This window comes from Mesorhizobium salmacidum (SeqCode) (assembly GCF_037179605.1).
GTDB lineage: Bacteria > Pseudomonadota > Alphaproteobacteria > Rhizobiales > Rhizobiaceae > Mesorhizobium > Mesorhizobium salmacidum.
In genome coordinates this window covers 131,048-153,794 of the sequence record NZ_JAPYKS010000004.1, presented here as the reverse complement: position 1 = coordinate 153,794, position 22,747 = coordinate 131,048, and the positions used below count along the sequence as shown (strand labels likewise).

Genomic DNA, 22,747 nt, shown 5'->3' with positions numbered 1-22,747 from the left:
GTGAACGATCCCTATTCGACCATGGCCGGCGTCGGCCTCGGCGCTGCCCTCGGCGTGGCGATGGATGACCCCGCCGTCGGCATCGGCATGGGCATAGCGATCGGCGCCGGTATCGGTGCTGTTTCGGAAAGAGGCGCGGCAAGGGAACGTCCCGCTTTCGCGGGAAGATATCAGCTCTTCGCCTTCCGGTCGGCGTGACCGAGATCACGATCCGGATCGATCACGTCGCGGACCAGCTGCTTGAGTTTCGCCGCGTCCGGAAAGCCACCGTCGCGCTTGCGGTCCCAGACCAGTACATCGTTGCACGAGATGGTGAAGATGCCGCCGGTGCTTGGCACCAGCGTCACCTCACCGAGATCGGTGCCGAAGGTGGAGAGCAGCTCCTGCGCCATCCAGCCGGCACGCAACAGCCACAGGCATTGCGTGCAGTAGGTGATGCGGATGGCGGGCAACCGAGCTTTGCTCATGTCGGATCGGGCTTCACTCACGCCGCGCTGAGCCTGGCCAAGGTTTCGTCGTCAACTTCGAAGTTGGCGTACACGCTTTGCACGTCGTCATCGTCCTCGAGCGTCGCAACTAGCTTCATCAGCGACTGCGCCCGCTCTTCGTCGACCGGGACATTGTTCTGCGGCTTCCAGATCGCCTTGACCGATTCGGCCTCGCCGAGCGAGGCTTCAAGCGCCTTGGACACCTCGCCAAGAGTCTCGAAGGCGCAATAGATCGTGTGGCCTTCCTCGTCCGATTCGACATCGTCGGCACCGGCTTCGATGGCCGCGTCCATGATCTTGTCGGCACTGCCGGCGGAAGCCGGATAGTAGATTTCGCCGGCGCGGTCCCACATGAACGACACCGATCCGGTTTCGCCGAGCGCGCCGCCGGCCTTGGTGAAGGCGGCACGGACATTGGACGCCGACCGGTTGCGGTTGTCGGTCAGTGCCTCGACGATCACGGCGACGCCGCCCGGCCCATAACCTTCGTAGCGCACGGCTTCATAGTTTTCGGCATCGCCCATCGAGGCCTTGTTGATGGCGCGCTGGATGTTGTCCTTCGGCATCGACACCGCCTTGGCGTTCTGGATCGCCAGGCGCAGGCGCGGGTTCATCGATGGATCGGGCGTCCCGCTCTTGGCGGCAACGGTGATTTCGCGCGCCAGCTTGGAAAACATTTTCGACCGCACCGCGTCCTGACGGCCCTTGCGGTGCATGATGTTCTTGAACTGTGAATGGCCAGCCATGGCACCCCTGTCGTGTTCGGCTAGAGCGTCTTGCCGCGAGGTGCGTCACCTCGCCTTTGCAAAAGGCCCGAATTCAAAATTTCAGAACGTCCTGATGCGTCAATGGACGCGCGGCGCTCTTTGTCGGAATGGCCGGCTTATAGATAAATCGGCTCAATTCGTCCAGCCGCGCCGTGCTGCGGCGATCCCGGCCGTGCCTATGCTTCCAGATCGGACTTCAGCCGGTCGATGATGCTGAGCGCATGACCGGCATACTGGCTGATCCAGCGGTCGTGGATCTGCTTGATCGGCAGCGCGTTGAGATGGTTCCAGCGCTCGCGTCCATCACGGCGCGCGACGATCAGATCTGCCTCCTCCAGCACCTTGAGATGCAGCATGACGGTGCAGCGGTCGATGTCGGGAAAGGCATCGCACAGCATCCCGGTGGTCCTGGGCTCGTCTTTCAACCGATCCAGCATTTCGCGCCGGCGCGGATGCGCCAGCGCCTTGAAAACATTGTCGTCCTGCGATCGGCTTGACATGTTATATTTATATAACCTATCGTTGTCGCGATCAAGCAAGGAGCTGTGGATATGTCTCTTGGATTCAGGGTTTCAGGGCGCATCGGCAAACCGGTCGCCGAAGTCTTCGACGCGGTCGTCAATCCGAAGAAGCTCAGCGGTTATTTCACCACCATCGGCGGCGCCAGCGCGCCATTGGTTGCCGGTTCGGGTGTCGTCTGGTGGGGCAAGGTGCCGGTCGAGGTCGACGAAGTGGTCAAGGACAGCCGCATCGTGTTGCGCTGGGATGCTACCGACGCCGACGGCAAGCCCGCCTACAAGACCCGCATCGAGATGAATTTCGAGCCGCTCGCCGATGGCGGCACCTTCGTCACCATCGCCGAGAGCGGCTGGCAGGAAGGCGCGGTCGGCCTGAAGAAGTCCTACCTGAATTGCGAGGGCTGGTCGCAGATGCTGGCCTGCATGAAGGCCTATGTCGAATACGGCATCAATCTGCGCGACGGTTATTACCGCAGCGAGATGAAGGGCGAACCGGCCAGCGAAAACAACATTTGAAAAAACGGAGCCCAGCCATGACCGTGAAGATCACCGGCGGCATCAACATCGCCATGAAGGTGCCATCGCACCAGTACGAAGCGACGGTCGCCTTCTACCGCGACGTCGTCGGCCTCAAGCCGTTCACCACCAAGGCGCCGGCCATCGGCTTCGAACTTGGGCCTGTCAGGCTGTGGATCGACGAAGCGGCGATGATGAGCCAAGCCGAGATCTGGCTGGAGCTTTTCACGCAGGATTTTCCGGGCGCCGCGGATCATCTGGCCAAGGCGGGCGTTGTGCGTTGCGATGCCATTGAGCCATTGGGCTTGGGTTTCCGAGGTGGCTGGATCACCAATCCGGCCAACATCATTCACATGGTACGCGAACCCGACGCCTGGTGAGCGCGTATTCGAAAAGGAGATCGCCATGGAAATCCGTGAAACACCGACAGCCGAAGCCGCCATGCTGATCCGGCGGCCGGTCGCTGATGTTTTCGAAGCCATCGTCGACCCGGCGATCACGACCCAATTCTGGTTCACCCACGGCAGCGGCCGGCTTGATGGCGGCAAGCCGGTTCAGTGGGAGTGGCGCATGTATGGCGTCTCGACGACCGTCGATGTCAGCGAGATCGTCAGGGACAAGAAGATCGTCATGACGTGGAGCGATCCGCCGACCACGGTGGTCTGGACCTTCACCGAAATGCCTGGCGAGGCGACCTTCCTCGAAGTCCACAATTTCGGCTTTGCCGGCAAGGGCGACGAGCAGGTGAAACAAGCGGTCGGCTCAACCGGCGGCTTTGCGCTTGTGCTCGCCGGCGCCAAGGCCTGGCTGGAACAGGGCCTGACGCTGGGCCTGATCGCCGACCGCCACCCGAAGGGCGCTCCGGGGCATTAAATCAATTCCGAACGCAAAAGTGCGAAGCGCTTTTGCGTTCGGAATTGCGTAAAGCAAAGAGATAGCGCATTGGAGGCGATCCTGTTCTCGCCGGAAATGCCGAGGCTCGCCCGATCCGGTCGGTCTCAGTGCCCGTCGCCGGATTTCGCTTTCTTGCGCCGTCGCGCCAGCATGTTGAGTCCCTCGACCAGCGCCGAAAAACCCATCGCGGCGTAGATGTAGCCCTTGGGCACATGGTAGCCCATGCCGTCGGCGATCAGTGTCATGCCGATCATCAGCAGGAAGCCCAGCGCCAGCATGACGATGCTCGGGTTCTTGGCGATGAAGTCCGCCAGTGGTCCGGCGGCAAGCATCATCGCCGTGACGGCCACGATGACCGCGATGTACATAATGGCGATCTCGTCGGTCATGCCGACGGCGGTGATGATGGAATCGATAGAGAAGACGAGGTCGAGCAGCAGGATCTGGAAGATCGCGCCGGCAAGCGAGATCTTGAGCGTTTCGCCCAGCATCGTGTCCTGATGGTCGTCGGGATCGACCGTGTGGTGGATTTCCTTGGTCGCCTTCCACACCAGGAACAGGCCGCCTGCGATCAGGATCAGGTCGCGCCAGGAGAAGCCGTGGCCTAAGGCCGTGAACACCGGCGTCGTCAGCTGGACGATGATGGAAATGGTGGCAAGCAGCACCAGGCGCATGATCAGCGCGGCCGAGATGCCAAGGCGGCGCGCACGAGCCCTCTGCTCCACGGGCAGCTTGTTGGTCAGGATGGAGATGAAGATCAGATTGTCGATGCCGAGCACGATCTCGAGCACCACCAGCGTCAGCAACGCGACCCAGGCGGTCGGGTCGGAAACGAATTGAAAATGCGGCGCCAGGAATTCGATAAGCTGCATGGAGGTCGTCCCCTACGATCTAGAGCAGTGTCGCCGGCAATTGGGTATTGCGAACGCTTATATCAATGTCACGACCAGAAGGAGGGGGCCGTTTCCTCCAGCCGGGGGCCGCGACGAAACGGCGCGATCTTCTCGGTCAGCCCGGTGCGGTCGGAAATATTCACGCCGACCCCGCACAATGTCGCCGGGCCGATCGCCGCTTCGAAACGGCCTTTCGGCACCTTCGACAGGAACCGGTTGAGCGGTTCTTCCTTGTCCATGCCAAGCGAGGAATCGTAGTCGCCGCACATGCCGGCATCCGACAGGTAGCCGGTGCCGCCATTGAGTATCTGGTGATCGGCGGTGGGCTGGTGCGTGTGGGTGCCGACGACCAGGCTGGCACGGCCGTCGACAAAATGCGCGAAGCACATCTTTTCCGAGGTTGCCTCGGCGTGGAAGTCGATCACCACCGCATCCGCCTGCTCGCCGAGCGGACAGGCCGCAAGCTCGCGTTCGCCGGCCTGGAACGGATCATCGAGCTCGGGATGCATGAATACCCGGCCCATGATGTTGGCGACCAGCACACGCGCGCCGCTCCTGGCGATATAGACGCCGGAGCCGCGCCCTGGCGTGCCTTTGGGAAAATTGGAGGGCCGCAGGAAACGCTGCTCGCGCGGCGCGAAGGCCAGCGCGTCGCGCTGGTCCCAGACATGATTGCCAGTGGTCACGACATCGCAGCCCGACGCGATCGTCTCGCGAAAAATCTCTTCGGTGATGCCGAAGCCGCCGGCGGCGTTCTCGCCGTTGACGATGACGAAATCGAGTTTGAAGTCGGAGATCAGGCCAGGCAGTTGTTCCCACACTGCGGTACGGCCCGTCTTACCGACCATGTCCCCGAGGAAGAGAAGTCTCATCTATGCCTGATCCCGAAAAGTTGCATGACTTTTCGGCAAAGATCATGCGTTTCAAAGAACTATCTACAATTTTGGTGCAAAGCGGCGCAACCCGCTCTCGGTGAGTATTTCCGCGATGACCACGTCATGGGGTTCGTCCGGAACTTGCGAAACTTCTTGGCAGTCGAAGGCGATGCCGACTAGCCGGGGCGCATGCCCCTTGTCGACGAGCTTCGCGATCGCGCGATCGTAATAGCCCGCGCCATAACCGATGCGGTGGCCGCGCGCGTCGAAGGCGGCGAGCGGCACCAGCATGACGGAAGGGTCGAGAACTTCGGCCTCCGCGTGCGGTCCGACCGTGCCAAAGCCCATGTCGACCATCGGCGCGCCACGCACCAGCTCGCGAAAGACGATGGTGGTCTTGTCGAGAATGGCGGGCAGGCAGAGCCGTGCGCCCTTCTCGCGCAAGGCGAACATCAATGGCCTGACATCAACCTCCGAGCGCATTGGCCAGAAACCGGAGACGATCTGACCGGACCCGACCTCCAGACGGTCGCGCGCCGTCTCCGCCATTTCGAGCGCGGCCTCGACCCGCCAGAATTCATCAAGCGCGTCGCGGCGGGCGAGTGCCTCGAGGCGCAGCCGTTTTTTTAGGTCTTTGGGAGAGGTCATGCGGCCAAGGTAGAAAAGGTCAGAACTGCGTGAGGTCTCAAGAGCGGCGTTATCCACACGATGCGTGGACGCCTTGCGACAAGTGACGATCCACACAACCGGTGGAGAGGTCGATCCCGGGTGCCTACAAAGTAGGTGGGCGCCGTGTGAGAAAACCCACGGGTCTTCCCAGGGACAGCTCCCTAAGGATCATTAAGGCCCCGGGGAAAAGTGTCTCCTGCCGGGAAGCGCAGACCGCCTCCGCCAATATAGGCCGATGGTGGCCCATGCGCCAGAGAGACGGTGCTCTTTTGTCGTAAGCACGTGAGTTGTCCGGATTAGAGGTAGCACGTGAGTTGTCCGGTTTGATTTCCAGCGAATGGAGGCTGGGGATGAAACGGGCATCATGGCTACAGGACCGGAGAATGCAGAAGTTTCGGGATGTGTTGAGCCGCTGGGATCGCGGCGATTTGTCGATGCTAGAGGCTGGGGAGTTGCTTGGGATGTCGGAACGGCAGTTCCGGCGTTACCGCGACCGCTACGAGGAGGCTGGTGAAGCCGGGCTTGTCGATCGTCGTTTGGGCAAGGTTTCGGGGCGGCGCGTGCCGGGGGAGATGGTGGAGGAGATGCTCAGGCTTTACCGGGAGCGGTACCGTGGCTGGAACGTGAAGCATTTTCACGAACACCTGGTTCGCGACCACAATTTCAGCTGGGGCTATACCTTCACCAAGGCGCAGTTGCACGCAGCCGGTCTGGTGGAGCGGGCCAAACGGCGTGGCGCGCACCGCCGCAAGCGACCGCGCAAGCCTTGCGAGGGCATGATGCTGCATCAGGACGGCAGCCGGCACGCATGGCTGGCGGACGAGCCGGAGCTGGACCTGATCGTAACGATGGACGATGCGACGAGCACGATCTATTCGGCCTTCCTGGTCGAGGAGGAGGGCACGGCGTCGAGCTTCCAAGGCCTGATGGAGACGTTTTGCGGCCATGGCTTGCCGTCGAGCCTCTACACTGATCGCGGCAGCCACTATTTCGTGACGCTGAGGGCTGGCGAGGCGGTCGACAAGACGCGGCCAACCCAAGTTGGACGCGCGCTGCAAAGGCTCGGCATCGAGCATATCCCCGCCTATTCGCCCGAAGCGCGGGGGCGGTCGGAACGGATGTTCTCGACACTGCAGCAGCGACTGCCAAGGGAGCTGGCGCTGGCCGGCCTTCGCGACATCGCGGCCGCCAATCGCTTCATCGCCGACGTCTACCTGCCGGCCCATAATGTCCGCTTCGCCAGGCCGCCCGAGATCGCCGACAGCGCCTTCGTCGCCGCCGACCCGGACCAGTTGGCTGAGATCCTGTGCGTCGAGGAGGAGCGCATCGTCGGTCGCGACAACACCATCGTCTTCGGCCGCCTGAGGCTGCAACTGCCGCCAAGCCCGATCCGACACCATTTCGTCAAGGCCAACGTCAGAGTTCGTCGCTATCCCAACGGCGCCATCGCCGTCTTCCACGGCCCCCGACGCATCGCGCAATACAGTCCCGATGGTGCCCCGATCGAGCCGAAACTTAGAACTGCCGCGTGAACCGCTTCGACGCATGACAGAAGCGGACAGATGATGTGCTACCAAAACCGGACAACTTGAAAAGCTACCGACAGAGAGACGGTGCTCTTTCCGCGCCGATTTGGCATCATCGCCGTTGCAAACCCGCCCTTGCGCGGACCAGAGGGCCTCCTTACGGTCCCCGGAACGAACCGAGGAGCAAAAATGCGTTTCGAAGGCACGGCGGCCTATGTCGCCGACAAGGATCTGATGGTGGCGGTCAACGCGGCGATCGCGCTGGAGCGGCCGTTGCTGGTCAAGGGCGAGCCCGGCACCGGCAAGACGGAACTTGCCCGCCAGGTGGCGGCGGCACTCGGCCTCGACCTCATCGAAAGGCATGTCAAATCGACGACGCGGGCGCAGCAAGGTCTTTACGAGTACGATGCGGTGTCGCGGCTGCGCGACAGCCAGCTCGGCGATCTCAGGTTCAACGACATCAAGAACTACATCAAGCGCGGCAAGCTTTGGGAGGCATTCGCGGCCGGCAAGAAGGTCGTGCTTCTGATCGACGAGATCGACAAGGCCGACATCGAGTTCCCCAACGACCTGCTGCAGGAACTCGACCGGATGGAGTTCTTCGTCTACGAGACCGGCGAGACCATCCGCGCTGCGGTGCGGCCGATCGTCATCGTCACTTCCAACAACGAGAAGGAACTGCCGGACGCCTTCCTGCGCCGCTGCTTCTTCCACTATATCCGCTTTCCCGATGTCGACACGCTGCACAGGATCGTCGATGTCCACTATCCCGGCATCAAGCAGAACCTGGTGCGCGCGGCGCTGACCCAATTCTACGAAATCCGTGACGTGCCGGGGCTGAAGAAAAAGCCGTCGACATCGGAGGCGTTGGACTGGATCCGCCTGCTGGTCGCCGATGACATCGCGCCAGAGGATTTGCGCGCCGACGCCAAGAACGCGCTGCCCAAGCTGCACGGCGCCCTGTTGAAGAACGAGCAGGACGTGCACCTGTTCGAGCGGCTGGCCTTCATGGCCAGACGGCAGCAATAGGACCGCAGCAATAGCGCTTTCCTCGGTTGTGGACCGTTGCCGCCGGCCGAAGAGCACGTCAGCTTCGGCCAGAACCCTTCGGAGGAGATAAAATGTCTGAGATTGTTGTCCGCCCGCTCGCGCAATCCGACCACGCCGACTGGCGCCGCTTGTGGACCGACTATCTGACCTTCTATGAAACCAAGCTGCCGGAAGAGGTCTACGCCGTCACCTGGAAACGGCTGTTCACCGAAGGCGAGTTCGAGCCGAAGGGTTTTATCGCTACCCTCGACGGCAAGGCGGTCGGCCTCACCCATTATCTTTACCACCGCTCCGGCTGGTCGGAGAAAAACAACTGCTACCTGCAGGACCTGTTCGCCGACCCGCAAGTGCGCGGCAAGGGCATCGGTGCCGCCCTGATCGAGGCGGTGAAGCAGGAGGCCGGCAAGATCGGGGTGAAAAACGTCTATTGGATGACGCACGAGACCAACACCACCGCGCGCAAGCTCTACGACCGGGTCGCGCGCCGCACCGGCTTTATCGAGTATGATTTGCTGTAACCGGCCATGTTCATCCCCTTCTTCCTCGAACTGAAGGCAGCGCGTGTTCCCGTTTCGCTCAGGGAATACCTCTCTCTGCTGGAAGGGCTGGAAGCCGGACTGGTCGACTATGATGTCGAGGGATTTTACTACCTTGCCCGCGCCACCCTGGTGAAGGACGAGCGTCATATCGACCGCTTCGACCAGGTGTTCGCGCATGTCTTCAAGGGCATCGAAGCGCTGGGTGGCCCGGATGCCGTCAATGTCGCCGACATTCCCGAGGAATGGCTGCGCCGGCTCGCCGAGAAACACCTGACCGAGGAGGAGAAAAAGCTGGTCGAGGCGCTTGGCGGCTTCGACAAGCTGATGGAGACGCTGAAGCAGCGGCTCGAGGAGCAAAAGGGCCGCCACCAGGGCGGCTCGAAATGGATCGGCACCGGCGGCACCTCGCCCTTCGGCGCCTATGGCTACAATCCCGAAGGCGTCCGCATCGGCCAGCATGAAAGCCGCAACCGCCGCGCGGTGAAGGTCTGGGACAAGCGCGAGTTCAGGAATTTCGACGATGCCATCGAACTCGGCACCCGCAATATCAAGGTCGCGCTGAAGCGGCTGCGCCGCTGGGTCCGCGAAGGCGCGGAGGAAGAGTTCGACCTGCCCGGTACCATCCACGCCACCGCCGAGCACGGCTACCTCGACGTCAAGACACGGCCCGAGCGCCGCAATGCCGTGAAGCTCCTGATGTTCTTCGATGTCGGCGGCTCGATGGACGACCATATCAAAAGCGTCGAGGAACTGTTTTCGGCCGCCCGCGCCGAATTCCGCCAGCTCGAATATTTCTATTTCCACAACTGCATCTACGAAGGCGTGTGGAAGGACAATCGCCGCCGCCATGCCGAGGTGATTCCGACCTTTGACCTCCTCCACAAATATGGTCCGGACTATAAGGTCATCGTCGTCGGCGATGCCTCGATGAGCCCATACGAGATCGCCCACCCCGGCGGCTCGGTGGAACACTGGAACCCCGAGGCCGGAACCGTTTGGCTCGGCCGGCTGCTGCAGCAATGGCCGAACGCGGTGTGGCTTAACCCCGAGAGCGAAAAGAACTGGGGCTTTACCCATTCGATCGCGATGATCCGTGACATCTTCGGCGGCCGCATGTTTCCGCTGACACTGGCCGGGCTCGAAGGTGCTACGAAGCAGCTTTCAAGAAAGCACTGAAGGACCACGGGAGATCAGATGACCTGCTTCCTCTGCTTGCAGTGCGGCGTCCAGTTCGCGGCGACGGAAACGCCACCACGACACTGCCCGATTTGCGAGGACGAACGGCAGTATGTGCGCTGGGAGGGCCAGGCCTGGACCACGCCGCAACAACTCGCCGCCGCGCATCGGCTGGTGATGAAGGACGACGCCGGCGTGCTCGCGTTTGGCATCGAGCCGCGCTTCGCCATCGGCCAGCGGGCGCTGCTGGCGCAAACGCCGCACGGCAATGTGCTATGGGACTGCATCTCGATGGTAAGCGACGAGGCGGTGGCGGAGATCAACCGCCGCGGCGGCCTTGCCGCGATCGCCATCTCGCACTGCCATTACTATTCGGTGATGGTCGAATGGAGCGAGGCGTTTGGCGGCGTGCCGATCTATCTCCATGCCGACGACCGGCAATGGATCATGCGGCCGCATCGCTCGATCGTCAGTTGGCAAGGCGAGACGCTGGCCATCAACCCGTCGCTGACACTCATCCGCTGCGGCGGCCACTTTGCCGGCGGCCAGGTGCTGCACTGGAAACGCGACGGTGCCGATGCCCTGCTGACCGGCGACATCCTGCAGGTGACGCCGACACGCCGCCATGTCAGCTTCATGTACAGCTATCCGAACCAGATCCCGCTCAATGCTGCCGCCATACACCGCATCGCGGCAGCCCTTGCGCCGTTCGCCTTCGACGACATCTACGGCGCATGGTGGAACCAGAACATCATCGGTGATGCGAAGACGGCGCTGGCCGCCTCCGTTGCGCGCTATCTCGCGGCGATCGCCTGAGAATTCCAGGTGGTCCGCTCGAAAATGCGGGCAAATGCCGTAACAAACGCCTATCTTGTTGCGAATATCCGTTGCAACCAAGAACGAGCCGCCAAGGCTGAGGAGATCAAATGGACACCCACACCTACCCCGTTACCCGAACCGACGCCGAATGGCGCGCCCGGCTGACGCCGGAGCAGTACGCGGTCATGCGCAACCATGGCACCGAGCGGCCGGGGAGCTGCGCCCTGCTCTATGAGAAGCGTGCCGGCACTTTTTCCTGCGTTGGCTGCGACCAGCCGCTGTTCCAATCCACGCTGAAGTTCGAGAGCGGCACCGGCTGGCCGAGCTTCAACGATCCCGTTCCGGGCTCGGTCGAGAACACGGTCGACCGCAGCTACGGCATGGTCCGTACCGAATGCCACTGCTCTCGTTGCGGCAGCCATCTCGGCCATGTCTTCGAGGACGGCCCGCCGCCGACCGGCCTGCGCTACTGCATCAATGGCGTGGCGCTGAAATTCGAGCCCGCGGCCTGAACAGGCGTAATCATTTCTCGCGAAGGGCGGCTCCGGCCGCCCTTTTTCGTACGGGTCGCCTCGTCAGGCGACGATCGTGGCGATCAGCCAGAGCGCTGATCCCAGCATGAAGAGCGAAGCCCTGGCACCGCCGGCCTTCTCAGCCGTGCGCCAGACCGCCAAAGTCAGGAAGACGTTGTAGGGCACCGGTGCAAAATGCACCGCCAGGACAAGACCGAGCGGCATCTTCAGCCCAAGCAGGATCAGCGCCGCAGCAGACGACGCAATATTGATCACGGTCCCGACAAGCATCATGTCACGCCAGAACAGCCGGTCGACCGGCACCTCGCCAAGCCAACGCGAGCGGAAGAAATCCGCGATCACTTACCCTGCCCCAGCACTTCGGTTACGGCGCGCTCGACTCGTGAGCATTCCGTCACCAGCCAGTCGGTCATGGCAGGCCAGTTGTCCTCGGGAAAGCAATTGACCCGCCACATCGAATTGATGCCGAGGCCTTCGCAGCTTTGTTCCGACCTGAGTTTCAGCCTGTCTTCGATCGCCGGCCGGAACGGCTCCAGCCGCGACCAGCTTTGCGTGGCGCCGAACTTCTCGTTGCGGCCGAAGAAGACGCCGACATGGTTCTGCGCCGGCGCGACATACATGGAAAGGACCAGTGCGAAGTCGGGCAGCCCGCGCTGCCAGAACCAGGGTCCGCGCCGCGCCAGCCGGGCCCTTTCTTCCGGATGCCGTTCGGCAAACAGCGACCAGAAGCCGCGATGGCGGAATTCCGAGGCGCGACGGCCGCCGAAGTCGAATTCGCTCATGGTTAGATGCCGCTCCAGCATCACCCGGGTTAAGACCGCTGCTGAGCCTTAGAGGCTGTTTCGAAATTCGCTCCGGTCGGTCATGTGATGGTGGTTTCGAGAACCGTAGCGCAGCGGACATTGGCCGTGAGCAACGGAAGCGCAGAAAACGCCATCAGATGGCCGCCAGAGTAGAATTTCCAAACAGGCTCTTAGACCATGCCGAGCGCGGCCATGTACAGATCGAGGATGGCATCCTCCTCCTGGCGCTCGGCCTGGTCCTTCTTGCGCAACCGGATGATGGTGCGGATTGCCTTGGTGTCGAAGCCGGTGCCCTTGGCCTCGGCGAAGACTTCCTTGATGTCGTCGGAAATCGTCTTCTTTTCTTCCTCGAGCCGCTCGATGCGTTCGATCAAGGCACGCAGCTGGCCGGCGGCAACAGTCTGGCTGGTCTCGGTGATATCGTCGGCCATGTTTTCTCCAAAATCGGTTCCGCGCCGCGACTCGGGGAACGTGCCGCGGCGAATTTCAGCGGTTCGATGCCCGACCAAGGCCGGCGGGTCAAGCCGTTATCGAACAGCTCGCCAAGCCTGCCGCCAGAAGCCGACGCCTGCTCGTTTCTCGCGAGCTCTCAGTTGAACGCGATCAGCAGATCCTTCGCATCGATCTGGTCGCCGGCCTTGACCAGCACCTCGGCAACCGTACCGTCGCGCTCGGCGTGCAACGCCGTCTCCATCTTCATCGCTTCGATGGAGAGCAGCACGTCGCCGGCCTTGACCGCCTGGCCGGCGGCGACCGCAAGCGCCGAAACCACACCCGGCATCGGCGCCCCGACATGCGCCTCGTTGCCGGGCTCCGCCTTGCGGCGCGCCTTGGCTGCCGAGGCACCATGCGCACGGTCGGGCACCTTCACACGTCGCGGCTGGCCGTTGAGCTCGAAGAACACGGTGACCATGCCCTTCTCATCGACATCGCCGAACGCCTGGCAGCGCACGACCAAGGTCTTGCCCCTTTCGATATCGACGAAAATCTCGTCTTCCGATTTCATGCCATAGAAATAGGTCGGCGTCGGCAGAACGCTGACCGGGCCGTAGGTTTCCTGCGCGGCGACGAAGTCGGAAAACACTTTCGGATACATCAGCCACGAGGCGAACTCGTATTCCGACAGCTTGCGCTCGAGCTTGTCCTCGATCTCCTTGCGGCTCTTCTTGAGGTCGGCCGGCTTCAGCAACGAACCGGGCCGCGCCGTGATCGGCTTGTCGCCTTTCAGTGCCTTCTTCTGCAGCACCCGCGGCCAACCGCCCGGGGACTGGCCGAGGTCGCCGCGCAGCATCGAGACGACCGAGTCCGGGAAGGCGATATCGCGGGCCGGGTTCTCGACATCGGCAACGGTCAGGTCCTGGCTCACCATCATCAGCGCCATGTCGCCGACGACCTTCGAGGACGGCGTCACCTTGACGATGTCGCCGAACATCAGATTGACGTCGTGATAGGTCTGCGCCACTTCGTGCCAGCGTGTCTCTAGCCCCAGCGAACGGGCCTGTTCCTTCAAATTGGTGAACTGCCCGCCCGGCATTTCGTGCAGGTAGACCTCGGAAGCCGGACCTTTCAGGTCGCTCTCGAAGGCGGCGTATTGGTTGCGAACGGCTTCCCAGTAGAACGAGATCTTGCGGATCCATTGCGGGTCGAGGCCGGGGTCGCGTTCGGTGCCCTTCAGTGCTTCCACGATCGAACCGAGACATGGCTGCGACGTGTTGCCGGAGAAGGCGTCCATCGCCGCGTCGATGGCGTCGACGCCGCTTTCCACCGCCGCCAGCACGGTTGCCGCCGACAGACCCGATGTGTCGTGGGTGTGAAAATGGATCGGCAGGTCGGTCGCCTCGCGCAGCGCCTTGAACAGCACGCGGGCGGCACTCGGCTTCAACAGGCCCGCCATGTCCTTGACCGCGATGATATGGGCGCCGGCGGCCTGTAATTCCTCGGCCAGTCCGACATAATATTTCAGGTCGTACTTGGCCCGCGCCGGATCGAGGATGTCGCCGGTATAGCACATCGCCGCTTCGATCAGCTTGCCCTCGGCGCCCACGGCGTCCATGGCGACGCGCATGTTCTCGACCCAGTTCAAGCAGTCGAAGACGCGGAAGATGTCGATGCCGCCGCTTGCCGCCTGCTTGACGAAATGCTGCACGACATTGTCGGGATAATTGGTGTAGCCAACGCCGTTGGCGCCGCGCAGCAGCATCTGCAGCAACAGGTTGGGGGCTGCTTCCCGCACCAGCGACAGCCGCTCCCACGGATCCTCGGTGAGGAAGCGCATGGCGACGTCGAAAGTGGCGCCGCCCCAGCATTCGAGCGACAAAAGCTGCGGCAGGGCGCGCGCATAGGTGCCGGCGATCCCGGCAATGTCATGCGTACGCACGCGGGTGGCGAGCAGCGACTGGTGGCCGTCGCGCATCGTCGTGTCGGTGACCAGCACTTCCTTCTGCTCACGCATCCAGGCGGCGAACTTCTCCGGCCCGAGCACGTCGAGCTTCTGCTTGCTGCCGCTCGGCACATTGCCGTTGAGATAGGGCACCACGGGCGGCGCCGCGTCGGCCTTTGGCGTCGGCCGCCCGCGCGTCTCGGGATGACCGTTGACGCTGACGTCGGCCAGATAGTTGAGCAGCTTGGTGGCGCGGTCCTGGCGCTTGACCTGCTGGAACAGCTCCGGCGTCGTGTCGATGAACCTCGTCGTATAGGAATTGTCGGCGAAGCTCGGATGATTGATGATCGCTTCGAGGAAAGTGAGGTTGGTGGCGACGCCGCGGATGCGGAACTCGCGCAAGGCGCGGTTCATGCGGGCGATCGTCTCTGCCGGCGTCGGCGCCCAGGCCGTGACCTTCTCCAGCAGCGGATCGTAGAAGCGGGTGATGACCGCGCCGGAATACGCCGTGCCGCCGTCGAGGCGGATGCCGAAGCCGGTGGCGCCGCGATAGGCGGTGATGCGGCCGTAGTCCGGAATGAAATTGTGTTCGGGGTCTTCGGTGGTGATGCGGCACTGCAAGGCATGGCCGTTCAGCCGGATGTCCCTCTGCGTCGGTACGCCCGATTCCGGCGTGCCGATGGCGAAGCCGTCGAGGATATGGATCTGCGCCTTCACGATGTCGATGCCGGTCACCATCTCGGTGACGGTGTGCTCGACCTGGATGCGGGGATTGACCTCGATGAAGTAGAATTTGCCGGTATCGGCGTCCTGCAGGAATTCGACGGTGCCGGCGCCGATATAGCTGGTCTCGCGCGCGATCTTCAGCGCGTAGCCGCAAAGTTCCTGGCGCAGGTCCTCGCTGAGATAGGGCGCCGGCGCGCGCTCGACGACCTTCTGGTTGCGGCGCTGGATCGAGCAGTCGCGCTCGAACAGGTGCACGGCATTGCCGTGAGTGTCGCCAAGCACCTGCACTTCGACATGGCGAGCGCGCTCGATCAGCTTTTCGAGATAGACCTCGTCCTTGCCGAAGGCGGCTTTCGCCTCCCGCTTGCCTTCCATGACCTCGCGAGCGAGATCGGCCTCGGAACGGATGGCGCGCATGCCGCGGCCACCACCACCCCACGAAGCCTTCAGCATGACCGGATAACCGACCGTCTTGGCGAGTTCCTTGACCGCCTCCAAATCGTCCGGCAACGGATCGGTGGCCGGCACCACGGGCACGCCGACCTCGATGGCGAGATTGCGCGCGGCGACCTTGTTGCCCAGCCGGCGCATCGTGTCGGGGTTCGGCCCGATGAAGGTGATGCCTGCTTGCGCGCAGGCCTCGGCGAATTCGGGGCTTTCCGACAGCAGCCCGTAGCCGGGGTGGATGGCATCGGCGCCCGAAAGCCTGGCGACGCGGATCACCTCCTCGATCGACAGATAGCTCTCGATCGGCCCCATGTCCTTGCTGAGATGCGGTCCGCGCCCGACCTGGTAACTTTCATCGGCCTTGAAGCGGTGCAGCGAATATTTGTCCTCCTCGGCCCAGATCGCCACGGTTTTGAGGCCCAGTTCATTGGCCGCGCGAAAGACACGGATTGCGATTTCTGACCGGTTGGCGACGAGGATCTTCGTGATGGCCAAGGACTGGGCTCCAGCAGCGGAAGGGACGGGAGATCGAGGCAATGATTAACGTGAAAATGCTGCAGTGCAAACAAAATCGACGCTGGTTTAAACCGATTTAAATCAATTATCCGGCCAACACTCGCATGCATTCGTTCGAACGGACGGAACAATGGCGACAATTTCGATCCTGGATGCGATCTTCCCAACCAAGGAAAGCTGACGGGGATGTCACCGCTGCCGGCGCGTCAAAGAAAATGCCCGGCGCGAGGCGCCGGGCATCGTTGGTTTCGGATCCGAATGAATTACGACTTCGGGAACCAGGAATACTTCCCGTCGTCCTTCTTCTTCCATTCGTACATGATGTAGCCTGGCAGCTTCGGATCGCCCTTGGCGTCATAGGCGAGGTCGCCCAGAACGGAGGGGAACGGCCCGTTTTCATGCATCGCCTTGGCGACGGCCTGCGGATCATTCGTCTTGGCGGCGGCGGCCGCCTCGGCGACCACCTGCACGGCGGCATAGGCGTAGAGCGTGTAGGCTTCCGGCTCGAAACCCTGCGCGCGGAACTTCTCGACGAGTTCCTTGTTGGCCGGGATCAGCCGCGGGTCGGGGCCGAACGTGTTGAGTGTGCCGGCGACGGCGTCGCCCGCGATGGCGGCGAGTTCGTCCGTCACAATGCCGTCACCCGACATCATCGGCGCCTTGAGGCCCTGGTCCGCGGACTGACGGATGATCAGGCCGGCCTCGGTGTGCAGGCCACCCCAGTAGATCAGGGTGACGCCGGCTTCCTTCATCTTGGCGATCAGCGCCGAGAAGTCCTTGTCGCCGACATTGACGCCTTCATACATCACTTCCTTGACGCCCGCGGCGTTCATCGCCTTCTTGGTTTCGTCCGCGAGGCCCTGGCCGTAAGGGGTCTTGTCATGGATCACGGCGACTTTGGCATCCTTGAAGTTCGCGGCGATATAGGCGCCGGCGATGCTGCCCTGCTGGTCGTCGCGTCCGCAGGTACGGAACACATTCCACAGGCCGCGCTCGGTGAACTTCGGGTTGGTCGCGGCCGGCGTGATTTCGACGATATTGTTTTCAGCATAGACTTCGGAGGCCGGGATCGACACGCCCGAGTTGAAGTGTCCGATCACAAACTTGACGCCGTCGCCGACGAACTTGTTGGCGACCGAGATGCCCTGCTTCGGATCGGAGACGTCGTCGCCGACTTCGAGCTTGATCTGCTCGCCATTGATACCGCCCTTGGCGTTGATATCGGCGACCGCCGCTTCGGCGCCCTTCTGCAGCTGTGCGCCGAAGGCCGCGTTCGGACCGGTGATCGGCCCGGCGACCGCGAACATTACATCAGCCCACGCGTTGCCGCCGAACGCGACGAGCGCGGTCAGGGCTACGGCGGACAAAAGTGACTTTTTCATTTAAACGCTCCCATTAACGGAGTGGGCGTGGATGAAGCTTTCATGCGATGCCCACCCTTATCGCAGAAAGCATAGTTTGCCGATTTTCAGGCACTTGTCACGCCGATTCATCCCTGACGCGGCGTTAATGATGAACGTCAATCTTTCGGTTTCCAGCTCAAGATGGAAGCTCTTTCATAGAGCCAATTATACTGTGTGACCATCTGGTTGGTTCGTGTGTATTGATAGCCGACGAAGCCCAGTATCATCAGCACGATGGTATCGACGATATAGTAATGCAGCGAGAACATCGTGCCGTCGAACAGCGCATGATGGATGAAACGGATACCGATGCCGAGGCCGAGCATATAGGCGAACAGCTGGATGAAGCTGCGCCATGTCTGGGCACTGGCCTTGCCGGTCATCCAGGCCGCCCAGCCGCCGAGCAGGCAGGTGACGAAGAAGAACTGCCAGATCGACGGTTCCTCGTAGAGAATGCCTTGCATGGGAAGTCTCCTGAACTCAGTGATGTCCGCCTTCGAGATAGGCGGCGCGCACTTCCGGATTGGCGAGCAGTTCCTTGCCGGTGCCGCTCATCGTCACATTGCCGTTGACCATGACATAGCCGCGCGTGGCGAGCTTGAGCGCGCCGAACGCGTTCTGCTCGACCAGGAACACGGTCAGCCCTTGGGTGCGGTTCAATTCGCGGATGGCATCGAAAATCTGCTTGACGATCAGCGGCGCCAGACCCAGCGACGGCTCGTCGAGCAGAAGCAGTTTCGGCCGCGCCATCAGTGCGCGTCCGATCGACAGCATCTGCTGTTCGCCGCCCGACAAGGTCCCGCCACGCTGGGCGATGCGCTCCTTCAGTCTCGGGAACAGCGTGAACACCTTCTCGACGTCCTCGCCATAGTATTTGAGGTTATCGAGGCTGGCGCCCATCTGCAGGTTTTCCATCACCGTCATGCGCGGGAAGATGCGCCGGCCCTCGGGTGACTGTGCGATGCGCATGCGTGCGATTTCGTGCGTCGGCAACTGGGTAATATCGGCTCCGGCGAAGGTGATGGTGCCCGTGCGGGCCCGTGGAGCCCCGAAGATGGTCATCATCAGCGTCGACTTGCCGGCGCCGTTGGCGCCGATCAGCGCCACGATTTCACCTTGCTTGACGGTGACGTTGACACCGTTCAGCGCACGGATGTTGCCGTAATAGGTCTCCACGCCCTTGATATCGAGCAGCGTTGTCGTGGCCATCACTTGCCCCCTCCACGCTTGCCCTGAACGGGCTTGCCTGTGCCCGCGGCCTTGCCGGAAGCATGACTGGTCGCCACCTTGCCCGCATCGACGCGGCGCGAGAATTGCGTATCCTTGCCCTGACCGAGCAGCTTCGCCTGCTTGACCCATTCCTCTCGCGCGATGCGTCCGTCAAAGGCGAGATAGGCCTCGACCGCCTCGACATCGGCCTTCTTCCAGGCGCCGATCTGGTCGAAGTGGAAGATGCCGTGTTCGTTGAGCTTCTTCTCGTTTACCGTACCGATGCCCTTGATGCGGGTCAGATTGTCGGCCTTGCCGCCCCGGGGGGCAGCGAGGCGGTTCGAAACGCCTTCGGACTTCGCGGCAGGCGCCTTGGCGGCCGTTTTCCTTGGTGCCGCTTTCTTCGGCGCGGGCTCGGCTGGCGCCGGTGCGACAGGCCTGCTTGCCACGGTGGCGGCGCGGGCGTCGACCTGTGCTGCCTTCGAAGCGCCCTTCGACACGGTCACCCGCTCGCCTTCGCTATGGCCGACGGTGTCGCTCACCGGCCCGGCAAGATACGACGACGACGTCCCCGGGCCATGCGCCGAGTCGGGACCGATATCGAGCTGTTCGATGACGTCCTCGTCACCGACTTCGGTGAGCGCGGTCTCGACCTCCTCGTCGTCGACGCCGAGATAGGCGGCGATGACGCGCGGGTCGGTGCGCACCGACTGCGGATTGCCGTCGGAGATCTTGCGGCCATATTCGAGCACCACGACGTGGTCGGAAATCTGCATGACCACCGACATGTCGTGCTCGATCAGCAGGATCGAGGTGCCGGTCGTGTGCTTGATGTCCATCAGCAGTTCGTTCAGCGCCGCCGATTCCTTCGGGTTGAGGCCGGCCGCCGGTTCGTCGAGGCAAAGAAGCTCAGGACCGGTGCACATGGCGCGCGCGATCTCGAGCCGCCGCTGCGCGCCGTAGGGCAAGTCGCCGGCCGGATCGTCGGCGCGATCGACGAGGTCGGCCTTTTCCAGCCAGTGCTTGGCAAGCTCCACCGATTCGGCCGAGGCCTTGCGGTAGCCGCTGAAGCCGAACAGGCCCAGGATCGTATAGCCCGAAGCCTTCATCAGCTTGTTATGCTGGGCGACGAGCAGGTTCTCCAGCAGCGTCATCCCCGAGAACAGGCGGATGTTCTGGAAGGTCCGCGCCACCTTGGCGCGCGCCGGGATCTCATGGTTGGGCAGCCGTTCCAGCAAGTAGCTGGAACCATCGGCCCGGTTGAGCGTGATCATGCCCTCCGACGGTTTGTAAAAGCCGGTGATGCAGTTGAACACGGTGGTCTTGCCGGCGCCGTTGGGGCCGATCAGCGCCGTGATTTCGCCGCGCCTGGCGGTGAAGGACAGGTCGCCGATGGCGACCAGGCCGCCGAACTTCATCGACAGATGATCGACCTGCAGGATGGCATCGTTCATTTGCGTGGTCGCATTCATCAGCCGTGGCCCTCCTTGGTGAAGGAGCCTGAGACAGCTCTTCGTTCCCTGAGGAAGGCTGTCGGTTCACGGCTGCCGACGAAGCCGCGCGGCTTCCACAGCATGACGATGACCATGGCCATGCCGAACAGAAGCATGCGGTAGAGTTCCGGTGTGAAATCGGGCCCGAAGACCTGCTTGAGGAAGTCGAGTTCGCGCAGCGCCTCGGTGCCGCCGATCATCACCATCGCGGCGACGGCGATGCCGACCAGCGAGCCCATGCCGCCGAGCACGACGATGGCGAGGATAATGGCCGATTCCAGGAAGACGAAGGATTCGGGGCTGACGAAACCTTGCCGCGCGGCGAAGAACGAACCGGCGAAGCCGCCGAACATGGCACCGGTGGCAAAGGCCGTCAGCTTGGTGGTGGTGGTGTTGATACCGAGCGAGCGGCAGGCGATCTCGTCCTCACGCAAGGCTTCCCAGGCGCGGCCGACCGGCAGGCGCCGCAGCCGGATGGTGACGAAGGCGGTTAGCAGGCAGAGCCCAAGGATCAGGTAGTAGAGGAAGATCTTGTAGTAGGCGCTGGACGTGGCGATGTTCAGCACCTTGGCGATGTAATTCGGGTCCGACACGTTGAACGACATCAAGCCGAAGAAGCTGACCTTGGGAATGCCGGAGATGCCGGCCGACCCATTGGTGACCTCGCGCCAGTTGATCAGCACGAGGCGGATGATCTCGCCGAAGGCGAGCGTCACGATCGCCAGATAGTCGCCGCGCAGGCGCAGCACGGGAAAACCGAGCAGCACCCCCCAGAGCGCGGCCATGGCGCCCGCGGCGGGCAACAGTATCCAGAACGACAGGCCGAAATGCGTGGCGAGAAGCGCATAGGCATAGGCGCCAAGCGCATAAAAAGCGACGTAGCCGAGATCGAGCAGACCGGCGAGGCCGACGACGATGTTCAGTCCCCAGGCCAGCATCACATAGATCAGGATCTGGATGCCGAAATTATCGACCCATTTCAACGAACCCTGCAGCCCGGTGGCGACCGACCAGGCGTTGAGTGACAGCACCGCGACGACGAGGATCGGGTACAGCACCAATGCCGAGATGCCCAATTTGGTGAAGTTGGCATGGATGAAGGCGCGGAAGTAATAGATCACGCAGGCCAGCACATAGATGACCGCCAGGGCACGCAGGAATTGCAGGTAGCCGGCCGGTTCTGCCCCAAACCATCCGGCGAGAGAGCTGTTGAACACGAACAGCAGCACCATGGCGATGACTGCTCCGATGAAGGTCGGCAGGGTGAAGAAGCGGGATGCCACACTTGCCGGCATGAGCCCGGTGGCGACATCGGCGATCTTCTGGTTAGCCATGAAGGGCTGGCCGTAGGCGACATAGAGGAAACGCCCGACGGCCGTGGCGATCACCACCGCGGCAAGCAGGCCCCAGCGCTGCACCACGACCAGTTCGTTGGAAATGTTCTGGTCGGTCCTGAGGCCGATGAACAGCACGAACAGGCCAAGCGCTATCGCGCCGGCATAGAAAGCCTCGCGCAGCGCGCGCTGCATGGGGCTGGCGACGGTGTCGCGCTCTGGAGATACGGTCACGGCCATGGTCTCAGACCTTTTCGACTTCTGGCCGGCCCAAGATGCCGGAAGGCAGGAAGATCAGGACGATCGCCAGGATCGAGAAGGCGGCGACGTCCTTGTAGTCGATCGAGAAATAGGCCGACCACATGCTCTCGATGAAGCCGATCAGGAGGCCGCCCAGCACGGCACCTGGCAATGAGCCGATGCCGCCAAGAACCGCCGCCGTGAAAGCTTTTACCCCGGGCGTAAAGCCGTCCGAGAAGGCGATGACGCCGTAATACATCAGGAACAGCGTGCCGGCGACGGCGGCAAGGGCCGCGCCCATGATGAAAGTGATCGAGATGGTGCGATCGACGTCGATGCCGACCAGTGCGGCCATCTTGCGGTCCTGCTCGCAGGCGCGTTGCGCCCGGCCGAGCGAGGTCTTGTTGACCAAGTACCAGAACAGCGCCAGCAGCAAAGCGGTGACGATGACGATGATGATCTGCTTCAGCGACACGCTGACGCCGTTGATGTTGTAGACCTGGCTGACCATCGGCGGGATCGGCTTGTTGCGCGGGCCTTGCGTCACCTGGACAAAGTTCGACAGCGCGATCGACATGCCGATGGCGGTGATCAGCGGCGCCAGCCGGAACGAACCGCGCAGCGGCCGGTAGGCCACCTTCTCGATCGTCCAGTTGTAGAGGCTGGTGAGCAGCATCGCCACGATCATCATGACCAGCAGCGCGATGACCACGGGCACCGAATAAAACAGCGCGCCGAGGATGAGGAAGACGATCAGTGCCGTGAAGGCGCCCACCATGAAGATATCGCCATGGGCGAAATTGATCATGCCGATGATGCCGTAGACCATCGTGTAGCCGATTGCGATCAGCCCATAGATCGATCCCAGCGTCAGCCCATTGATAAGCTGCTGGACAAAGTACTGCATGTGTACATGGCTCCCCTGGAATGTCG

General features: G+C 62.4%; 26 protein-coding genes and 1 other RNA gene. 10 read left to right on the top strand and 17 right to left on the bottom strand.

The window, feature by feature from the left end:
- Entirely contained in the window at window positions 1-198 is a 198-nt protein-coding gene (locus O7A60_RS07100) for a hypothetical protein (protein ID WP_337105664.1), read from the top strand.
- On the opposite strand, the gene O7A60_RS07095 is transcribed toward O7A60_RS07100, so the two are convergent.
- The 3 genes from O7A60_RS07095 to O7A60_RS07085 all read right to left on the bottom strand — a co-directional run bounded on the left by O7A60_RS07095 (window position 171) and on the right by O7A60_RS07085 (window position 1,755).
- Complete coding sequence (locus O7A60_RS07095) at window positions 171-467, bottom strand: Rdx family protein (RefSeq protein ID WP_337105663.1); 297 nt, start codon at window positions 465-467, stop codon at window positions 171-173. The two genes, O7A60_RS07100 and O7A60_RS07095, sit on opposite strands and share 28 nt — an antisense overlap.
- A 17-nt stretch (window positions 468-484) precedes the next feature.
- On the bottom strand, window positions 485-1,234 hold the full coding sequence (locus O7A60_RS07090; protein ID WP_027141768.1) for a YebC/PmpR family DNA-binding transcriptional regulator: 750 nt from the start codon (window positions 1,232-1,234) through the stop codon (window positions 485-487).
- Between the two features lie 197 nt (window positions 1,235-1,431).
- Window positions 1,432-1,755: an ArsR/SmtB family transcription factor gene (locus tag O7A60_RS07085; RefSeq protein WP_027141767.1), complete on the bottom strand. Its 324-nt coding sequence runs from the start codon at window positions 1,753-1,755 to the stop codon at window positions 1,432-1,434.
- Window positions 1,756-1,806: 51 nt separating this feature from the next.
- Here O7A60_RS07085 and O7A60_RS07080 point away from each other — a divergent pair, with 51 nt between their 5' ends.
- Genes O7A60_RS07080 through O7A60_RS07070 form a run of 3 tightly spaced genes read left to right on the top strand, consistent with a single transcriptional unit; the run spans window position 1,807 to window position 3,162 of the window.
- Window positions 1,807-2,289 carry an SRPBCC domain-containing protein gene (locus O7A60_RS07080; protein ID WP_337105662.1) on the top strand — a complete coding sequence of 161 codons (483 nt, stop codon included), beginning with the start codon at window positions 1,807-1,809 and terminating at the stop codon, window positions 2,287-2,289.
- A gap of 17 nt (window positions 2,290-2,306) precedes the next feature.
- The gene (locus O7A60_RS07075; protein ID WP_337105661.1) at window positions 2,307-2,669 is read left to right on the top strand and encodes a hypothetical protein; all 363 of its coding nucleotides are present in this window, start codon (window positions 2,307-2,309) and stop codon (window positions 2,667-2,669) included.
- Window positions 2,670-2,694: 25 nt separating this feature from the next.
- Entirely contained in the window at window positions 2,695-3,162 is a 468-nt protein-coding gene (locus O7A60_RS07070; protein WP_140508910.1) for an SRPBCC family protein, read from the top strand.
- Window positions 3,163-3,287: 125 nt separating this feature from the next.
- Here the strand turns inward: O7A60_RS07070 and O7A60_RS07065 are convergent, their stop codons facing one another.
- The 4 genes from O7A60_RS07065 to ssrS form a co-directional block, all read right to left on the bottom strand.
- Entirely contained in the window at window positions 3,288-4,055 is a 768-nt protein-coding gene (locus tag O7A60_RS07065; protein ID WP_027141763.1) for a TerC family protein, read from the bottom strand.
- A gap of 68 nt (window positions 4,056-4,123) precedes the next feature.
- Window positions 4,124-4,948, bottom strand: a complete 825-nt coding sequence (locus O7A60_RS07060; RefSeq protein ID WP_337105660.1) for a TIGR00282 family metallophosphoesterase — start codon at window positions 4,946-4,948, stop codon at window positions 4,124-4,126.
- A 63-nt stretch (window positions 4,949-5,011) separates the two neighbouring features.
- Window positions 5,012-5,599: a 5-formyltetrahydrofolate cyclo-ligase gene (locus O7A60_RS07055; protein ID WP_027141761.1), complete on the bottom strand. Its 588-nt coding sequence runs from the start codon at window positions 5,597-5,599 to the stop codon at window positions 5,012-5,014.
- A gap of 83 nt (window positions 5,600-5,682) precedes the next feature.
- Window positions 5,683-5,838, bottom strand: a non-coding RNA gene (gene ssrS / locus O7A60_RS07050) — 6S RNA.
- Window positions 5,839-6,003: 165 nt separating this feature from the next.
- Between ssrS and O7A60_RS07045 the strand changes: the two genes are divergently transcribed.
- The 6 genes from O7A60_RS07045 (at window position 6,004) to msrB (ending at window position 11,242) form a co-directional block, all read left to right on the top strand.
- Complete coding sequence (locus O7A60_RS07045; protein WP_337105659.1) at window positions 6,004-7,152, top strand: ISNCY family transposase; 1,149 nt, start codon at window positions 6,004-6,006, stop codon at window positions 7,150-7,152.
- Between the two features lie 183 nt (window positions 7,153-7,335).
- Window positions 7,336-8,175 carry an AAA family ATPase gene (locus tag O7A60_RS07040; protein WP_337105658.1) on the top strand — a complete coding sequence of 280 codons (840 nt, stop codon included), beginning with the start codon at window positions 7,336-7,338 and terminating at the stop codon, window positions 8,173-8,175.
- 92 nt (window positions 8,176-8,267) lie between these two features.
- Window positions 8,268-8,714: a GNAT family N-acetyltransferase gene (locus O7A60_RS07035; protein ID WP_337105657.1), complete on the top strand. Its 447-nt coding sequence runs from the start codon at window positions 8,268-8,270 to the stop codon at window positions 8,712-8,714.
- Between the two features lie 6 nt (window positions 8,715-8,720).
- Window positions 8,721-9,911, top strand: coding sequence for a vWA domain-containing protein (locus O7A60_RS07030; RefSeq protein ID WP_337105656.1), 1,191 nt, complete (start codon window positions 8,721-8,723; stop codon window positions 9,909-9,911).
- An 18-nt stretch (window positions 9,912-9,929) separates the two neighbouring features.
- Window positions 9,930-10,727, top strand: coding sequence for an MBL fold metallo-hydrolase (locus tag O7A60_RS07025; protein ID WP_337105655.1), 798 nt, complete (start codon window positions 9,930-9,932; stop codon window positions 10,725-10,727).
- Between the two features lie 110 nt (window positions 10,728-10,837).
- Window positions 10,838-11,242 (top strand): peptide-methionine (R)-S-oxide reductase MsrB, encoded by a 405-nt coding sequence (gene msrB / locus O7A60_RS07020; protein WP_027141754.1) that lies wholly within the window; start codon window positions 10,838-10,840, stop codon window positions 11,240-11,242.
- A gap of 63 nt (window positions 11,243-11,305) precedes the next feature.
- Here the strand turns inward: msrB and O7A60_RS07015 are convergent, their stop codons facing one another.
- The 10 genes from O7A60_RS07015 to O7A60_RS06970 form a co-directional block, all read right to left on the bottom strand.
- On the bottom strand, window positions 11,306-11,605 hold the full coding sequence (locus O7A60_RS07015) for a hypothetical protein (protein WP_337105654.1): 300 nt from the start codon (window positions 11,603-11,605) through the stop codon (window positions 11,306-11,308).
- Window positions 11,602-12,045: a hypothetical protein gene (locus tag O7A60_RS07010; protein WP_337105653.1), complete on the bottom strand. Its 444-nt coding sequence runs from the start codon at window positions 12,043-12,045 to the stop codon at window positions 11,602-11,604. The genes O7A60_RS07015 and O7A60_RS07010 overlap by 4 nt, the downstream gene beginning before the upstream one ends.
- Window positions 12,046-12,236: 191 nt before the next feature.
- The gene (locus tag O7A60_RS07005) at window positions 12,237-12,497 is read right to left on the bottom strand and encodes a DUF2312 domain-containing protein (protein ID WP_015315223.1); all 261 of its coding nucleotides are present in this window, start codon (window positions 12,495-12,497) and stop codon (window positions 12,237-12,239) included.
- Window positions 12,498-12,655: 158 nt separating this feature from the next.
- Entirely contained in the window at window positions 12,656-16,114 is a 3,459-nt protein-coding gene (gene pyc / locus O7A60_RS07000) for a pyruvate carboxylase (protein ID WP_337105652.1), read from the bottom strand.
- Between the two features lie 284 nt (window positions 16,115-16,398).
- Window positions 16,399-17,517 carry a branched-chain amino acid ABC transporter substrate-binding protein gene (locus O7A60_RS06995; protein ID WP_027141750.1) on the bottom strand — a complete coding sequence of 373 codons (1,119 nt, stop codon included), beginning with the start codon at window positions 17,515-17,517 and terminating at the stop codon, window positions 16,399-16,401.
- Window positions 17,518-17,654: 137 nt separating this feature from the next.
- Window positions 17,655-18,002, bottom strand: a complete 348-nt coding sequence (locus tag O7A60_RS06990) for a DUF6867 family protein (RefSeq protein ID WP_337105651.1) — start codon at window positions 18,000-18,002, stop codon at window positions 17,655-17,657.
- 16 nt (window positions 18,003-18,018) lie between these two features.
- A complete protein-coding gene (locus tag O7A60_RS06985; protein WP_140509918.1) occupies window positions 18,019-18,747 on the bottom strand; it encodes an ABC transporter ATP-binding protein in 729 nt (242 codons plus the stop codon).
- The gene (locus tag O7A60_RS06980) at window positions 18,747-20,219 is read right to left on the bottom strand and encodes an ATP-binding cassette domain-containing protein (protein WP_337105650.1); all 1,473 of its coding nucleotides are present in this window, start codon (window positions 20,217-20,219) and stop codon (window positions 18,747-18,749) included. The genes O7A60_RS06985 and O7A60_RS06980 overlap by 1 nt, the downstream gene beginning before the upstream one ends.
- Window positions 20,219-21,814: a high-affinity branched-chain amino acid ABC transporter permease LivM gene (gene livM / locus O7A60_RS06975; protein WP_337105649.1), complete on the bottom strand. Its 1,596-nt coding sequence runs from the start codon at window positions 21,812-21,814 to the stop codon at window positions 20,219-20,221. Before livM ends, O7A60_RS06980 begins: the two co-directional genes overlap by 1 nt.
- Before the next feature lie 4 nt (window positions 21,815-21,818).
- The gene (locus O7A60_RS06970) at window positions 21,819-22,721 is read right to left on the bottom strand and encodes a branched-chain amino acid ABC transporter permease (RefSeq protein ID WP_337105648.1); all 903 of its coding nucleotides are present in this window, start codon (window positions 22,719-22,721) and stop codon (window positions 21,819-21,821) included.
- Window positions 22,722-22,747 lie beyond the last annotated feature (26 nt).